Raw genomic sequence first — 15,284 nt, forward strand, 5'->3', positions numbered from 1 at the left:
GGACAGGCACGAGGCGGCGCACATGGCACGAGGTGGGGGCACAACAGCACCATGGCACAGGGCACGGTCCAGGTGACGCACACCGGCACATCGCGATGGCGGCGCCGTACGGGCGAATACGCATCCCTCACCGCCGCCCTGGAGGCCGCAGCGGACGGTGACGTCCTCACCGTCGCCCCCGGCACCTACCGGGAGAATCTCGTCGTCCACCGCGCGGTGACGCTGCGCGGCCCCGAGGGATCCGCCGGATCGGTGCGGATCGCGCCGGTCGACGGCGTCCCCCTGACCGTCCGGGCATCCGCCGTCGTCCAGGACCTCCATGTGGAGGGCCAGGACTCCGCAGCTCCCGCGCTGCTCGTCGAGGAGGGCGCTCCCGAGCTGTCGGATCTGCGCGTCGTGACCAGGTCGGCCGCCGGCATCGAGGTCCGCGGCTCGGCCAGGCCCACCGTGCGCCGCTGCACGGTCGACAACCCTGCGGGTGTCGGCATAGCCGTACTCGACGGCGCCGGAGGCGTGTTCGAGGAGTGCGAGATCGTCTCGGCGGGACAGTCCGGCGTCTCGGTGCGCGACGGCGCGCACCCGAGGCTCGAGCGCTGCCGCGTGCACCACTCGTCGGGCGCGGGGCTGAGCGTGACCGGGGAGGGCAGCTCCCTGGAGGCGGTGGGCTGCGAGGTGTACGAGATCAAGGGCACCGGGGTGCAGGTCACTTCCCGAGGCACCGCGCACCTCACGGACTGCACCGTGCACCGCACGTCGGCCGACGGGGTCACCCTGGACACCGACGCGGTCCTCACGCTCGCCGACTGCGACATCCACGACATCCCGGAGAACGCGGTCGACCTGCGCTCCCGTTCGGTGCTCACGCTGACCCGCTCCACGGTGCGCAGATTCGGCCGCAACGGCCTCTCGGTCTGGGATCCGGGCACCCGTGTCGACGCCAACCAGTGCGAGATCCACGACAGCACGGGTGACTACCCCGCGGTGTGGGTCAGCGACGGGGCCACGGTGATACTCGACTCGTGCCGCGTGCACGACGTGCCCGACGCCCTCTTCGTCCTCGACCGGGGCTCACGCGCGGACGTCGTGGACAGCGATCTGGCGCAGATCCGCAACACCGCGGTCTCGGTGAGCGACGGCGCCACCGCCCAGCTCGACGACTGCCGGATCCGCGAGGCGTCCACCGGAGCGTGGTTCCGTGACCACGGCAGCGGCGGCACACTGAACAACTGCACCATCGACGCGGTGCAGACCGGTGTCATCGTGACCAAGGGTGCCGACCCGACCATCGAGAGGTGCACGGTCACCTCGCCCGCGGAGGCAGGTTTCTACGTCTCCGCCGAGGGCCGGGGCACCTTCGACAGCTGCCGGGTCACCGGAAGCGACGGATACGGCTTCCATGTGATGGACGGCTGCCGTTCCACCCTGACCCGCTGCCGGACCGAGCGGTGCGCGCGCGGCGGCTACGAATTCCCCGAAGGCTCCGGCGGCGACGGGAACGCGAGCGGCCCGGTGGCCAAGGACTGCACCAGCGACGAGAGCGGCCTGCGCGGTTCCACTCCCCCGGCCCCCCCGGTCCTGACGGCGACGCAGAGCACGCCCGGGCTGCTCGGCGCGATGCCCGGGCAGCGGTCCGCCGAACCCGTCGCCGCCCCCTCGGTTCCCGCCGAGCCGGTGCGCGGCTCGGGCGCCGTGCTGGGCGAGCTCGACGCGCTGGTGGGCCTGGACAGCGTCAAGCGCGAGGTACGGGCGCTGACCGACATGATCGAGGTGGGCCGACGGCGCCGGCTGGCCGGTCTCAAGGCGGCGTCGGTGCGCAGGCACCTGGTCTTCACCGGCTCCCCCGGCACGGGCAAGACGACGGTGGCCCGGCTGTACGGGGAGATCCTGGCCTCGCTCGGCGTCCTGGAGCACGGCCATCTCGTGGAGGTGTCCCGCGTCGATCTGGTCGGCGAGCACATCGGTTCCACGGCCATCCGTACGCAGGAGGCGTTCGACCGGGCGCGCGGCGGGGTCCTGTTCGTCGACGAGGCGTACGCCCTCTCGCCCGTGGACTCGGGCCGCGACTTCGGCCGGGAGGCCATCGACACGCTCGTGAAGCTGATGGAGGACCACCGCGACGCCGTTGTGGTGATCGTGGCCGGGTACACGCACGAGATGGAGCGCTTCCTCACCGTGAACCCCGGTGTGGCGTCCCGTTTCTCACGGACCATCACCTTCAGCGACTACGAGCCCGAGGAGCTGCTGCGGATCGTCGGGCAGCAGACCGACGAGCACGAGTACAGCCTGGCGGAGGGGACGGGGGAAGCGCTGCTCAAGTACTTCACGGCGCTTCCCAAGGGCCCCGCCTTCGGTAACGGCCGGACGGCCCGTCAGACCTTCGAGTCGATGGTGGAGCGGCATGCGGGGCGGGTCGCCCAGCTCACCGAGCCGACCACGGAGGACCTGACCATGCTCTACCCGGACGACCTTCCGGCGCTGCCCTGAGCGGTGCTGTCCCGGTCCTCCGTACTCACGCCCGCCTGCTGGGGTACGACGGGTCCGAGCCGTTCCAGGAGCGCGGCACGCTCGACGGCGAAGACCGGGTCGGCCTGGTAGTCGGAGTGCCCCAGGATGGGTTCCGGCAGCGGGTGTTCGGCGGTGCGTCCGTAGACCAGCGGGTCCTTCAGCGGGCCCCGGTCCACCTCCTGTCCCTGTCCCTCGTCGATGCGGACCGGGCCGCCGATGGGGTCCGTCGCACGCCAGAGGTTGCGCCAGCAGTGGACGGACCGGTGCAGGCCTTCGAGGGGCTCCCGGCCGAAGTAGGCCGGGAACCAGCGCCCGTACAGCCGCTCGATCGGGGAGCCGTACGTGAGCAGCGCGACCCGGTGCCGGGCCGCATCGGGGAGCTGCCACACCGCTGCCGCCGCGAGCACGCTGCCCTGGGAGTGGCCGGAGATGACGAGTCTGCCGCGGGTGCGGGCCGTCCAGGCACACATCCGGGACGAGAGGTCCGGGACGGCCCGCTCGGCGTAGCAGGGCGGTGCGAACGGATGGGCGGCTCGCGGCCAGAACGTACCCACGTCCCAGAGGATGCCGATGGTGCGCCGGGCGGAGACGTCGCGGTAGGCGCGACGGCCCCAGGTGACGAGCAGTATCACGCCGAAACCGGTCATCCAGGAGCCGGTCGACTGCGCGGCCTCGGCAACCGATTCGACGAACGGGCCGGCACCGTCCGTCGCGAGGCCGGGCACCTCGCCGGTGAGCCAGGAACCGGCCACCGCTCCGGCGCCGAGCAGCAGTGTGGCGGCGGAGAGCAGTCCGAGGATGCCGGGGGCCGAGTCGGTGAGCGCGGCGGTGGCCCGGGTGCGTGCGATCCGCAGGGTGCGTCCGGGCTCGGGGCGCTTCTCCTCGTACTCCGCCTCGATGGCGGGGCCCAGCCGGCGGGCATGACGCACGGTCCGGACCACCAGCCAGATGACGGGCGGGAGCAGGAGCAGCAGCAGGACCGGGATGACGGAGGCCTGCCAGCTGAGGAGCACGGGCGGCCCCTCCACGGAGGCGCCCGCGCCCATACCGGGGGTTCCTCGGCCGTCGAGCCAGTCGGCCACACGCTGGGCGATCCCGCCGGTCATCACACCGCCGAGGGCGCAGGCCAGCATGGCCACCGCCGGGCCGCCGAGGCCGTGGAGGGTGGTGCGGGGCTCGGGGGCGCGGCGGTACAGGCTCAGGGCGGCCACGGCGAGCACGATGACGAGCAGACCCTGGCCGAGTGCGAGCGTGCGGAAGACGGCCTCTCCGGAGAGGGTGCCCGAGGACACCCAGCCGGGACGCGACCATGCGGCGTACACCATCGCGAGGAGCAGCAGGATGAGCGCGGCGCCGGGCAGGAAGGTGATGACGGCCCGGTCGAGCCGGTGGTCGAGGCGTCGCTCGCTGCGTCCCCGGTGGCAGACGACCGTGAGGACGACGAGTGCGCACAGGACGAGGACGGTCTCGAACAGGACGCCGGTCACCCCGGGCACGGGGCCCTCGGCTGCCCTGTCGTGGCGTGCCGCCGTGGAGCCGACCGTGGCCGCGACGGTGAGGAATCCGGCCGCGGTGTGCGCCGCGCGCAGCCGGGCCACCAGCCTGCGTCCGTACCAGAAGCCCGGCCTGCCGAGGGCCGGACGGATCGCGGGGGCGCCGGTCCGGGCGGGCACGTCCGTGTCCGGGTCCTGGTCCGTTTCCGTGCTGTCCGGTTCGTCGCAGGTCAGGGGGCGCTGTGACTCGTAGGCGCTCCAGGTCCGGTTGGACAGGTACCAGAGCAGCCCCACCAGGGCTGCGGGTACGACCGCGGCGACGGCGAGCCGGCGTCCTGGCTGGGCGAACCATCCGTCCTGCTGTGTGGAGAGGAAGCCGAGCCAGGAACGCTGCCCCGAGCATCCGGGCGTCCCGGCGCACTGCCAGGCCACCAGGTCCAGGGCGACCTCGCAGACCGCGGCGGTCAGCAGTACGGTCAGGCTGAGCGCGATGAGCCGCACCAGCAGTCCGTAGAGCCGGACCGTCCGGGTACGCCCCTGCGTGGACGGCCGCATCCAGTGGGCGAGGTTGACCACCATGAAGGGGAGCAGCAGCAGCCACAGGGCGCGGGAGCCGTTGCCCGAGGTGAGGTTGGACCAGCAGTAGGCCTCGGCGATGGGCCCGTCGCGGTGGCGCTCGGGGTGCTGTTCGGCTCCGACGTCCTCCGTACGCCGGTGGACAGCCGCCGTGGCGTCACCGGTGATCCTGGTGGTACGCGGGTCACCGAGCATCTCCTGCGGGGTGGTGCCGCCGACTCCGTGGACGAGCAGTTCCAGTGCGGCGCCGCTGCGTTGCGCGGCCTCGGCCTGGTGGGCAGGGGGCAATGTAGGTGACTCGCTCTCTGGTCCGTCCGGCGCGCGGCCGGTGGGGAGGGGCGGCTGGGGTCATTCGTCCGGACCGTGCCGGGCTGATGCGCAGTCACCACCATGGCCGACGGGAGACGCCCGCCGCACCCGCTCTCACCGAATCTCCCCAGTGGGAGAGCTCGTGGGTATGCGTGGGAGGATGAGGGAGTCCCGCAGGACCGCTGCCGGACCGTGCGGACAGAGCGAAGGACCGGGGCCCGGCGTTGAGCGAGAATCAGAACCTGCTCGCGGAGCAGCGGCGTGCGCTCATTCTCGACGATGTGCGCAAGCGCGGCGGGGTCAGGGTCAACGAGCTGACCCGCAAGCTGAGCGTCTCCGACATGACCATCCGCCGGGATCTGGACGCGCTGGCACGCCAGGGTGTCATCGAGAAGGTCCACGGCGGAGCCGTCCCGGTGGCCGAGGCGAGCACGCACGAGCCCGGTTTCGAGGCCAAGTCGACGCTGGAGCTCAGCGCCAAGGAGGACATCGCGCGTACGGCGGCCGGGATGGCGTTGCCGGGCAGCGCGATCGCGCTCTCCGGAGGCACGACCACGTTCGCGCTGGCGCGGCATCTCCTGGAGGTGCCTGGGCTGACCGTGGTGACGAATTCGGTGCGGGTCGCCGACGTGTTCCACGGCGCGCAGCGGCCGGCCACGGCGGGCGGCGCGCGGGCCGGTGCGGCCACGGTGGTCCTGACCGGCGGGGTCCGTACGCCTTCGGACTCGCTCGTCGGACCGGTCGCGGACCGTGCGATCGGCTCGCTCCACTTCGACGTCCTGTTTCTCGGCGTGCACGGGATCTCGGTGGAGGCCGGTCTTTCCACGCCGAATCTCGCCGAGGCCGAGACGAACCGCCGCTTCGTGCAGGCGGCCAGGCGTGTCGTCGTGGTCGCCGACCACACCAAGTGGGGCACGGTGGGCCTGAGTTCGTTCGCCGCGCTGGACGAGGTCGACGCCTTCGTCACGGACGCGGGTCTGCCTGACGCGGCCAGGCAGGAGATCGAGGAGCACCTGCCGGGCCTCGTGGTGGCGGGCGGGCCTTCGGCCTAGCCCGCCCCGGGTGGCGCCCAAGCCCTCCGCTCCGGGGCTCCCGGGCGACGGACGTCCTAGGATCGTGCTGTGGCCGTATTCCGCATAGAGCGCTTCACTCCCCTCCCCGCCGCCGAGGCGTGGCGCAGGGTGACCGACTGGGAGCGGCACGGCGGAACCGTTCCCTTCACCTCGGTCACCGTGCCGACGGGTCTGCCCACCCACGCGGGTACGGTCTTCGTGGCCCGTACGGGCGTGGGGCCGCTGGGCTTCGACGATCCGATGGAAGTGGTGCGGTGGACCCCGCCCGCCGCCGGCCGGGCGGGAGTGTGCCTGCTGGAGAAGCGGGGTGCCGTGGTGCGCGGCCGTGCGTCGATCGACGTCTGCCCGACCGGTTCGGGCTCGCATGTGATCTGGGTCGAGGAGCTGCGCGTGAGGCTGCTGCCCCGTTGGGCCGATCCGCTGCTGGCGACCGCCGGGCGGCGGGTCTTCACCCGCGAGCTCGGGGTCCTGCTGGAGGACTGAACCTCTTGTGGGGCGCGCCTCCCGTCCGGCTCAGGCGGGCCAGGTGCCGGTGGCCAGGAAGTGGTCGATCGTCTCCGTGTACGGCCGGATGTCCAGGCCCTGCCCGCTCAGCCAGTCGTCCGAGTAGTACTTGTCGAGATAGCGGTCGCCCGGGTCGCAGAACAGCGTGACGACGCTTCCGGTGCTCCCCCTCTCCACCATCTCGGCCACCAGCTTGAAGGCGCTCCACAACCCGGTTCCGGTCGAGCCGCCCGCCTTGCGGCCGATGGCACGCTCCAGTACCCGGACCGCCGCGACACTGGCCGCGTCGGGCACCTTCATCATGCGGTCGATGGCCCCGGGCACGAAGCTCGGCTCCATCCGGGGTCTGCCGATGCCTTCGATGCGTGAGCCGCAGTCGCTGGTCGCCAGCTGGTCGTGCCGGGTCCATCCGTCGAAGAAGCAGGAGTTCTCCGGGTCGGGCACACAGATCCGTGTGTCGTGCTGCATGTAGCGGACGTAGCGCCCGATGGTCGCGGAGGTTCCGCCGGTGCCGGCGGTGGCGACGATCCAGGCGGGTTCGGGATACCGCTCCAGCCTCAGCTGCTGGTAGATGGACTCGGCGATGTTGTTGTTGCCGCGCCAGTCGGTCGCGCGTTCGGCATAGGTGAACTGGTCCATGTAGTGACCGCCCGTCTCGGCCGCGAGGGCCGCCGACTCCTCGTAGAGGCGGCGGGCGTCGTCGACGAAATGGCACTGCCCGCCGTGGAATTCGATCAGGCGGGCCTTCTCCGGGCTGGTGGTCCGGGGCATCACCGCGACGAACGGCACACCGATCAGCTTCGCGAAGTACGCCTCCGAGACCGCGGTCGAGCCGCTGGAGGCCTCGATGACCGGTTTGCCGCGCCGGATCCAGCCGTTGCAGAGACCGTAGAGGAAGAGCGACCGGGCCAGCCGGTGCTTGAGGCTGCCCGTGGGGTGCGTCGACTCGTCCTTGAGGTAGAGGTCGATGCCCCAGTGCTCCGGCAGCGGGAAGCGCAGGAGATGGGTGTCCGCCGAACGGTTGGCGTCCGCCTGGACCTTGCGTACCGCTTCCTTGAGCCAGGCCCGGTAGTCCAAATCACTCCGGTCGACGTCGACGGTGTCCATGACGCCACCGCCAGGTGTGTGCTCACTGGTGTCCATCAGCGGTCTCCTTCGGGTGCCGGCGGTTCTCCTGGGACCCACGATATTCCCCCCACCTGCGCAAACGTTTACTTTGACGACCCATAGGCCTCCCTTGGCCCAGGGGCCCCGCCGCCACGCCCGGGGCGCCTGCCCGGTCCGGGCCACGGCCCGAAATCGATCGCCATATCGACCGTTATGAGGCCTGGCGTACGGGCCCTGTCGGCGGGCAGACTTGCAGAAGCCTGTACAAGGGGGGCGAAGTCGCCATGGCCGAGACAGAGTTCAGCGCTGCGGATCTGGGCGCACGGAAGTTCCACGCGGTGGAGTTCAGGGCGAGCGACGTCCGGATCCGCCGGTGGGCGCGGTCGCTGACCAGGGCGGGCCAAGTGATCGTCGAGGATGGCCGGATCGTGCTGCTGACGAGCAACGGGCGGGAGATCGCCGGCGCCCCGCTGACCGCGGTGAGCGCCGGGAAGCCGTGGTTCCACGCCGCCGACTCGGCGATCGCCCGTATCGACGGGGTCCGGTACCGGCTGACCATGGGCCAGCGCAACCGCAGGCCCGGCGGGGCCGCGCCGGTCCGCAGATTCCTGGAGGCGCTGCGGGGTACCGCCGGACATCGGACCTGACGCTACGGTCCGGTACGGACACCGCGAGTTGCGGAGCCCAACCCCCTGAGTCACGCTGGTCACACGTCACTGATGGTGCACCGGCGGTGACAGCGCAAGCCGCCTCCGTCGGGAGCCACGCAGGGCGGACCACGCATGACCAGAAACAGCAGTCAGCCATCTGCTGGATCCGTTCCTTCGTCTTCTTCCGGACCTATTCGGGGAGTCGCAGCCGTGATCAGCGAGCCAAGCAGGCACTGCGCGGTGGAGCTCCAAGCCCTGCCGTCGCGGATCGGTCAGGTCCGCAGAATCATTTCGGCGCAACTGCGCTACTGGCATCTCGATCCTCTGATCGACCAGGCAGCGCTCGGTGTCACCGAACTGCTGACCAACGTCCACCGGCATGCACAGCCGGACAAATCATGCACCGTCGAGATCGAGCTGCTGCTCGACCGGCTGACGGTCTCCGTCCACGACCACGACCCCCGGCTGCCGACCGTGTGCGATGCCGATTCGTCCGCCACCTCCGGGCGCGGACTGGCAATGATCGCCGCGGTCAGCGAGAGCTGGGGCGTACGACCGAGCGACGACACGGGGAAGGTCATCTGGTTCACCCTGCCCGCACCGTCGTTCACCACCGCTCTGCCTCCTCTCCCGGTGTACGGGTCGACGACCGACGGGCCGTTCGGCTCGGACGTCACGGGGCTCATGGAGCGGACGGCGGCACGGACGCGGGACCGGTCGGCCGTCGTCGGCTGACCGGAACGCGGCCGGGCCCCGTACACAGCACGAGGGAGCGCGTCGATCCACTCGCGATCGACGCGCTCCGTTCCTTTTCGAGCCCGGATCTCACCTGCCTTCGGCGGTCACGCCGGGCCGTCCTTGTCGTAGCGGCCGTAGGGCTCGTCGAGGACGGAGAGCCTCCGCCAGTACTCGTCCTCGTCGATCTCCCCCGCAGCGAACCGCCGCCCCAGGAGACCGATCGGAGACCGGTCGCCCGCGGGGCCGCCCTGCGGCTGCCACGGTCCCCGGCTGCCGCGCCGGACGGTGCGGCGCAGCAGCGTGATGACGCCGACGGCGACGACCGCCCAGATGATCGGGAAGAAGAGGATCCAGGGCCCGGGTCCCCCGGAGTTCGCCAGGGTGTTCATCTCGGTCAGCTCCTCGGTCAGGTGTTCATCCTTGCGTTCCTGTCACCTACGAGCCTGGCTCCGGGAGAGCGCCGGAGCGTCGTACGGGTGGCGGCAGTTCCCGTACGGCGGTGGGAGTACGCCGGGGCCGGGAACCTGCTTCGGGGTCCGGGCTTCCTGGCGCCGTGGATTCTGTACCTACTGGTATGTACAGTGGAGCCATGAGCACTCCGGACCGGTTGATCGGGGCCACCCAGGAGCTCCTGTGGGAGCGCGGCTACGTGGGCACCAGCCCCAAGGCGATCCAGCAGCGGGCGGGGGCGGGCCAGGGCAGCATGTACCACCACTTCGCGGGCAAGCCCGATCTGGCCCTCGCCGCCGTGCTCCGCACAGCCGCGGAGATGCGGGAGACGGCCGGGCGCCTGCTGGACGGCCACGGTTCCGCGTACGAGCGGATCTCGGCCTATCTGCTGCGTGAGCGCGAGGTGCTGCGGGGCTGCCCGGTGGGGCGGCTCACGATGGACCCCGACGTGGTGGCCAGCGACACGCTGCGTGCCCCGGTCGACGAGACGCTCGGCTGGCTGCGCGGCCGGCTCACCGAGATCCTCCAGGAGGGCCTGGACGCGGGCGAGTTCTCCCCCGGTCTCGCACCCCGGGAGGTCGCGGCGGCTGTCGTGGCCACGGTCCAGGGCGGTTACGTCCTGGCCCGCGCGTCCGGATCCCCGGCCGCGTTCGACTCGGCCGTGCAGGGGCTGCTCTCCCTGCTCTCCCCGCACGTCACACCGAACCGTCCGGCCTGAGGAGCACGCGATGCACGCCATGCAGTACGAGATCACCCTCCCCGCCGACTACGACATGGGGATCATCCGCGAGCGCGTGGCGACCAGGGGGCATCTTCTCGACGGCTTCCCCGGCCTCGGCCTCAAGGCGTACCTGATCCGCGAACGTGGTGGCACCTCACCGGTCAACCAGTACGCCCCGCTCTATCTGTGGTCCACCCCCGAAGGCATGAACAGCTTCCTCTGGGGCCCCGGTTTCCAGGGCATCGTCGACGACTTCGGCCGCCCCCGGGTGCAGCACTGGACCGGACTTCTCCACCAGGAAGGACCGGCCTCGCAGGCGCTCCCCCGCACCGCCGTCCGCCGACGCGAGCGAATCGCGGACAGCGTCCGGCCGGCTGTCGCGGTGGAGGCGGCGCTGGCGGAGAGCCGCAGGCTCGCCGGCACCCCCGGGGCCGTCGCCACCGCGCTTGCCGTCGACCCGCGCCACTGGGAGCTGCTCCACTTCACCCTCTGGGAGCACGAACCGTCCGGGGCGCCGGGCGACCGCTACGAGGTCCTGCACCTGTCGTCGCCGGAGCGTGACCGGCTGGGGCAGGGAAAGCAGTGGTGAACCAGGTCCGTACGGTCCTCGGGGACGTCCCCGCCGGGGAGCTCGGGGTCTGCGACGCGCATGACCATCTCTTCATCCGCACTCCGGCGCTGCCCGGGCAGGCGCTGGACGACCCGGAAGGGGCTCGTGAGCGGCTGCGGGGCTTCCATGAGCTGGGCGGGCGGACGGTCGTCCAGTGGACCCCGTACGGAATGGGCAGACGGCCCGGGGATCTGGCGGCTCTCTCGCGAGCCGGCGGGACACGGATCGTCGCGGCGACCGGGCTGCACCAAGCGGCCCATTACGCGCCGGAGTTGCTCGGCCGGATCATGCCGGGGCTGGAGGAACTGTTCGTCTCGGAGATCACGGAGGGGATCGGAGCCACAGGGATACCGGCGGGACTGATCAAGGTGGCCGGGGCGTTCCACGGCATCGACGCGCACGCCAGGCACACAATGACGGCGGCTGCCGGCGCCCATCGCCGTACGGGGGCTCCGATCGCCGTCCATCTGGAGCTGGGCACGGGCGCGCGGGACGTGCTGGACCTGCTGTGCGGGGAGCTGGGGGTGGAGCCGCGGCGGGTGGTACTCGGCCACCTGGGCCGGTTCCCGGACGGCGTCGCTCAGCTCGAAGCCGCTCGCGCGGGTGCGTTCCTGGCGTTCGACGGCCCCTCACGGGCGAACCATGCCACGGACTGGCGGCTGCCGGAGCAGCTCGCGGCGCTCGCGGAGGCAGGGTTCGGCGGTCAGTTGCTGCTGGGCGGCGACACCACGGTGCCCGAGACGCCTGGTATGCCGTATTTGCTGCGGCGGCTGCGCCCACGGCTTGTGCGGTCGCTCGGCGAGCAGTTGCTGGAAGCGGTGCTCGTGGCGAATCCGGCGCGGGCGTTCGCCCTGGCTTAGGGTCCTTCGTCTGGATCAGGCTGGATCAGGCTGGATCAGGGAGCGGGGTCTGGTGCGTGCAGCTGCAAGGCGGAGGAGGGAGTCAACGCGGAGCGATTGGGGCCTCCCCTGCTCGAGCGAAGCCGAGAGCTTGGGGAAGACCGACGACAACGCGGCAGATGTGCGTGCCAGGCCTCGCGAGCCCAGCATGATCCAAACGAGAGGCCCTAGGTGTGAGCGGGTCTCCGCCCTGACCTGCCGTGCCTTTCGGCGCGACCGGTCAGGCGAGTGCGGCGAGCGGGTCGTCGAGTACGGGCTGCCAGGCCAGTTCGGCGGCGCCCACCAGGCTGTTGTGGTCGAGCGTGCAGGACAGGATCGGCACGCTTCCGCTGCGGCCCCACAGGCTGCGGTCGGCGACCACGGCCCGCAGGCGTTCGGGATCGGCCTCCAGGAGGTCGCGGTGCAGGCCGCCCAGGATGATCCTGTCCGGGTTGAGGATGTTGACGAGCCCGGCGAGGCCGAGGCCGAGCCGGTCGATCAGCTCCTCGGCGGCCGCCCGCACATCGGCGTCGCCGTACTCCGTGCGCAGCAGGCCGCCGGACTGCTTGAGCAGCGACTCCTCGGGGCCGGGCTCCCGGCGGGCGGCGGTGAGGAAGGCGAGGGGGTCCGTCTCGACGTCGAGACAGCCGCGTCCACCGCAGTGGCAGGGGCGGCCCTCAGGGTTCACCGTGAGGTGCCCCACTTCCAGGGCGAGTCCCGAACTCCCGCTGTGCAGACGGCCGTCCAGGACGAGAGCACCACCCACCCCCCGGTGGCCGGTGGCGACACAGAGCAGGTGCTGGGCGCCACGCCCGGCGCCGTGGCGGTGCTCGGCGAGGGCGGCGAGGTTGACGTCGTTGGCGGTGAAGGCGGGACCCGCGATGCCCGCGGCCCGTACGCAGCTGGAGAAGATCTCCCGGACCGGCGCTCCGGCCGGCCAGGCGATGTGCAGCGGATTGAGTGCCGTTCCCTCGGGTTCGGCCACGGCGGAGGGCACGGCGAGCCCCGCGCCGACACAGCGCAGCCCGCTCTGGCGCAGGAGCCGGGCCCCGGCCTCCACGACCTCACCGAGGACCTGGGCCGGGTCGGCCATGACGGCGACGCACCCCGGCGCGGTGGCGACGATCCTGCCGCCGAGTCCCACGAGCGCGGCGCGGAAGCCGTCGGAGTGCACCTGGGCGGCGAGAGCCACGGGCCCGCTGTCACGGATGGACAGCCGGTGCGAGGGGCGGCCCTGCGAACCGGCGGCGGAGCCGGGGCTGGAGTCGACCCTGATGAGTCCCAGCGCCTCGAGTTCCGCGGCCACCGCGCCGGCGGTGGCACGGGTGACGCCGAGCTCGGAGGTGAGCACGGCCCGGGTGGGAGCACGCCCGGTGTGCACGAGCTCCAGGGCGGGCCCGAGCGCGCTGCGGCCCCTCTCCAACTTCGTCCGCGTGGTGGTCGACTTGCCGTTCATGGGGGCGAGTCTCCCATGGTCCCGAGCCGTTGCCGACGCTCCGGTGTCCCGCGCCGTTCACCGGCCGGTCACCGGTGCAGCGACCTTGCGTCCGCCGTCGGGACAACCCTATGCTCATTTTGTGCCGCAAGTAAACAAACTGCGGACGGCCCTGTCGGGGGAACGTGGCGGAGACACCGCTCCAGCCTCCTCTGCCCGCCTCCGTACCGCTCTGACCGTGTTCTTCGCTCTCGACGGGTTTCTCTTCGCCGGCTGGGTGGTCCGCATCCCGGCCATCAAGCACCAGACGGGGGCCAGCGCCTCCACCCTCGGACTCGCCCTGCTGGGTGTCTCCGCCGGTGCGGTGATCACCATGATGCTCACCGGCAGGCTGTGCCGGCGCTACGGAAGCCATGCGGTCACCGTGGTCTGCGGTGTACTCCTGTCGTTGAGCATCGCCCTTCCGGCGCAGATGGGCTCGGCCCTCGGCCTCGGTCTCGTACTCCTGCTCTTCGGCGCCGCCTACGGCGGGTTGAACGTGGCGATGAACAGCGCGGCCGTCGATCTGGTCTCCGCGCTGCGCCGCCCGGTGATGCCGAGCTTCCACGCCGCGTTCAGCTTCGGCGGCATGGCCGGTGCGGGGCTCGGCGGACTGGTCGCGGGCAGCCTCTCGCCCTCGGCCCATCTCTTCGCCCTGACGGGCACCGGACTTCTCGTCACCGCGGTGACCGGCCCGGTGCTCCTGCGCGGCCGGCCTGCCGCGCCCCCGGTGGAGCCGCGGGTGGCGGACGCCCCTGAGCTGCCGAAGGGTATGAGCGCCCACGCGCGCCGGGTCGTCATCCTGTTCGGTGTCATCGCCCTCTGTACGGCATACGGCGAAGGTGCGCTCGCCGAGTGGGGCGCGCTGCACCTCAGCCAGGATCTCGGGGCCGCTCCCGGTCTCGCCGCCGCCGGGTACTCGTTGTTCGCGCTGACGATGGCCATCGGCAGGCTCACCGGCACCGCTCTCCTCGAACGGTTCGGACAGACCCGCACACTGGTGACAGGCGGGGCCACGGCCGCGGCGGGGATGCTTCTCGGCGCCCTGGCCCCGACCGTCTGGCTCGTACTGCTCGGCTTCGCCGTGACCGGTCTGGGCCTGGCCAACATATTTCCCGTCGCGGTCGGCCGGGCGGGCGCGCTGGCCGGGCCGAGCGGGGTGGCCGCGGCGTCGACGCTCGGCTACGGCGGGATGCTCCTTGGGCCGCCTGTGATCGGCTTCCTCGCCGACTGGCTCTCCCTCCCGGTGGCCCTCACCACGGTCACGCTGCTCGCCGCCGCTGCGGCGGCCCTGGGCTACACGGCCCGCAACGTGGGGCAAAACGTGAGCAGTTGAGTTGCCGCACTCAGGCGCCGGCGGCCCCTCCGGCTCCGGACGACGCCTGGCGCGGCTCTGGCACAATCGCCCGCGTGGAAATCACCGGACATCTGGAAGCCCTGGTCGAAGAAAGCCACACACTCGCCCGGGCCGCCCGCGAGGCGGGGACGCACGCCCCGGTTCCGACCTGCCCGGGATGGCGGGTGCGCGATCTCCTCAGGCACACCTGCATGGTGCACCGCTGGGCGACCGCGTTCGTCGTCGAGGGCCGCCCGACGCACCACCCGGCGGCCGAGGAGCCCGGCCTCGACGGCGACGCGTTGCTCGACCGGTTCACGGAGGGCCACCGTCTGCTGGCCGACGCACTCCGGGCCGCACCGGCCGGCCTGGAATGCTGGACGGTCTTCCCCTCGCCTTCCCCGCGCATCTTCTGGGCGCGCCGGCAGGCACACGAGACCAGGATCCACCGGGTGGACGCGGAGTCGGCGCGGGGCGGCCCGTGGACACCGGTGGCACCGCCGCACGCGGTGGACGGCATCGATGAGCTGCTGGCCGGCTTCCACGCCCGCCCCAAGAGCCGGGTGCGTACGGATTCGCCGCGCACACTCCGGGTGCGGGCCGTGGACACGGACACGGTGTGGACCGTACGCATGTCGGCCGGCCCGCCGCTCACCGTGCGCGGGGCCGAGGGCCTGGACACTCCTGCCGACTGCACGCTGAGTGGTACCGCCGAGGAGCTCTACCTGGGGCTGTGGAATCGCCGGCCGCTCTCGTCCGTCGGCCTGTCGGGAGACCCTGAGGTCGCCAGGCTGTGGGAGGAGAACTCCGCGGTCGTCTGGTCGTGAGCGCGCCGGGTCCTTTCAGACCCCCGCGAGGTT

General features: G+C 71.8%; 14 protein-coding genes. 10 read left to right on the forward strand and 4 right to left on the reverse strand.

What is annotated here, in order from left to right; translation table 11 throughout:
- Positions 1-51 precede the first annotated feature (51 nt).
- Positions 52-2,484: a right-handed parallel beta-helix repeat-containing protein gene (locus ACIREO_RS13590; RefSeq protein ID WP_404108488.1), complete on the forward strand. Its 2,433-nt coding sequence runs from the start codon at positions 52-54 to the stop codon at positions 2,482-2,484.
- Here the strand turns inward: ACIREO_RS13590 and ACIREO_RS13595 are convergent.
- A complete protein-coding gene (locus tag ACIREO_RS13595; RefSeq protein ID WP_404108490.1) occupies positions 2,454-4,862 on the reverse strand; it encodes a hypothetical protein in 2,409 nt (802 codons plus the stop codon). The genes ACIREO_RS13590 and ACIREO_RS13595 overlap by 31 nt on opposite strands.
- A gap of 245 nt (positions 4,863-5,107) precedes the next feature.
- Between ACIREO_RS13595 and ACIREO_RS13600 the strand changes: the two genes are divergently transcribed.
- Together ACIREO_RS13600 and ACIREO_RS13605 are read left to right on the forward strand one after the other, a co-directional pair.
- On the forward strand, positions 5,108-5,935 hold the full coding sequence (locus tag ACIREO_RS13600; protein WP_404108493.1) for a DeoR/GlpR family DNA-binding transcription regulator: 828 nt from the start codon (positions 5,108-5,110) through the stop codon (positions 5,933-5,935).
- 69 nt (positions 5,936-6,004) lie between these two features.
- Complete coding sequence (locus ACIREO_RS13605) at positions 6,005-6,439, forward strand: SRPBCC family protein (protein ID WP_404108496.1); 435 nt, start codon at positions 6,005-6,007, stop codon at positions 6,437-6,439.
- Between the two features lie 30 nt (positions 6,440-6,469).
- Here ACIREO_RS13605 and ACIREO_RS13610 read toward each other — a convergent pair whose 3' ends face one another.
- Positions 6,470-7,603, reverse strand: a complete 1,134-nt coding sequence (locus ACIREO_RS13610) for a PLP-dependent cysteine synthase family protein (protein WP_404108499.1) — start codon at positions 7,601-7,603, stop codon at positions 6,470-6,472.
- 248 nt (positions 7,604-7,851) lie between these two features.
- Here ACIREO_RS13610 and ACIREO_RS13615 point away from each other — a divergent pair, with 248 nt between their 5' ends.
- A complete protein-coding gene (locus ACIREO_RS13615; RefSeq protein ID WP_404108502.1) occupies positions 7,852-8,214 on the forward strand; it encodes a hypothetical protein in 363 nt (120 codons plus the stop codon).
- A 213-nt stretch (positions 8,215-8,427) separates the two neighbouring features.
- Positions 8,428-8,952, forward strand: a complete 525-nt coding sequence (locus ACIREO_RS13620) for an ATP-binding protein (RefSeq protein WP_404108504.1) — start codon at positions 8,428-8,430, stop codon at positions 8,950-8,952.
- A 107-nt stretch (positions 8,953-9,059) separates the two neighbouring features.
- Here the strand turns inward: ACIREO_RS13620 and ACIREO_RS13625 are convergent, their stop codons facing one another.
- Positions 9,060-9,344, reverse strand: a complete 285-nt coding sequence (locus ACIREO_RS13625; RefSeq protein ID WP_404108507.1) for an SHOCT domain-containing protein — start codon at positions 9,342-9,344, stop codon at positions 9,060-9,062.
- A gap of 200 nt (positions 9,345-9,544) precedes the next feature.
- On the opposite strand from ACIREO_RS13625, the gene ACIREO_RS13630 reads away from it, so the two are divergent.
- The 3 genes from ACIREO_RS13630 to ACIREO_RS13640 are packed head-to-tail and all read left to right on the forward strand — an operon-like array spanning position 9,545 to position 11,596.
- Entirely contained in the window at positions 9,545-10,123 is a 579-nt protein-coding gene (locus ACIREO_RS13630; protein ID WP_404108509.1) for a TetR/AcrR family transcriptional regulator, read from the forward strand.
- A gap of 10 nt (positions 10,124-10,133) precedes the next feature.
- Positions 10,134-10,715, forward strand: a complete 582-nt coding sequence (locus ACIREO_RS13635) for a DUF4865 family protein (protein ID WP_404108511.1) — start codon at positions 10,134-10,136, stop codon at positions 10,713-10,715.
- On the forward strand, positions 10,712-11,596 hold the full coding sequence (locus ACIREO_RS13640) for a phosphotriesterase (protein WP_404108513.1): 885 nt from the start codon (positions 10,712-10,714) through the stop codon (positions 11,594-11,596). Before ACIREO_RS13635 ends, ACIREO_RS13640 begins: the two co-directional genes overlap by 4 nt.
- A gap of 259 nt (positions 11,597-11,855) precedes the next feature.
- Here ACIREO_RS13640 and ACIREO_RS13645 read toward each other — a convergent pair whose 3' ends face one another.
- The gene (locus ACIREO_RS13645) at positions 11,856-13,070 is read right to left on the reverse strand and encodes an ROK family protein (RefSeq protein ID WP_404108516.1); all 1,215 of its coding nucleotides are present in this window, start codon (positions 13,068-13,070) and stop codon (positions 11,856-11,858) included.
- 121 nt (positions 13,071-13,191) lie between these two features.
- Here ACIREO_RS13645 and ACIREO_RS13650 point away from each other — a divergent pair, with 121 nt between their 5' ends.
- Positions 13,192-14,424: an MFS transporter gene (locus ACIREO_RS13650; protein WP_404108518.1), complete on the forward strand. Its 1,233-nt coding sequence runs from the start codon at positions 13,192-13,194 to the stop codon at positions 14,422-14,424.
- Between the two features lie 74 nt (positions 14,425-14,498).
- Positions 14,499-15,251, forward strand: coding sequence for a maleylpyruvate isomerase family mycothiol-dependent enzyme (locus ACIREO_RS13655; protein WP_404108520.1), 753 nt, complete (start codon positions 14,499-14,501; stop codon positions 15,249-15,251).
- The last annotated feature ends 33 nt before the right edge of the window (positions 15,252-15,284 follow it).

This window comes from Streptomyces sp. NPDC102441 (assembly GCF_044765585.1).
Lineage (GTDB): Bacteria > Actinomycetota > Actinomycetes > Streptomycetales > Streptomycetaceae > Streptomyces.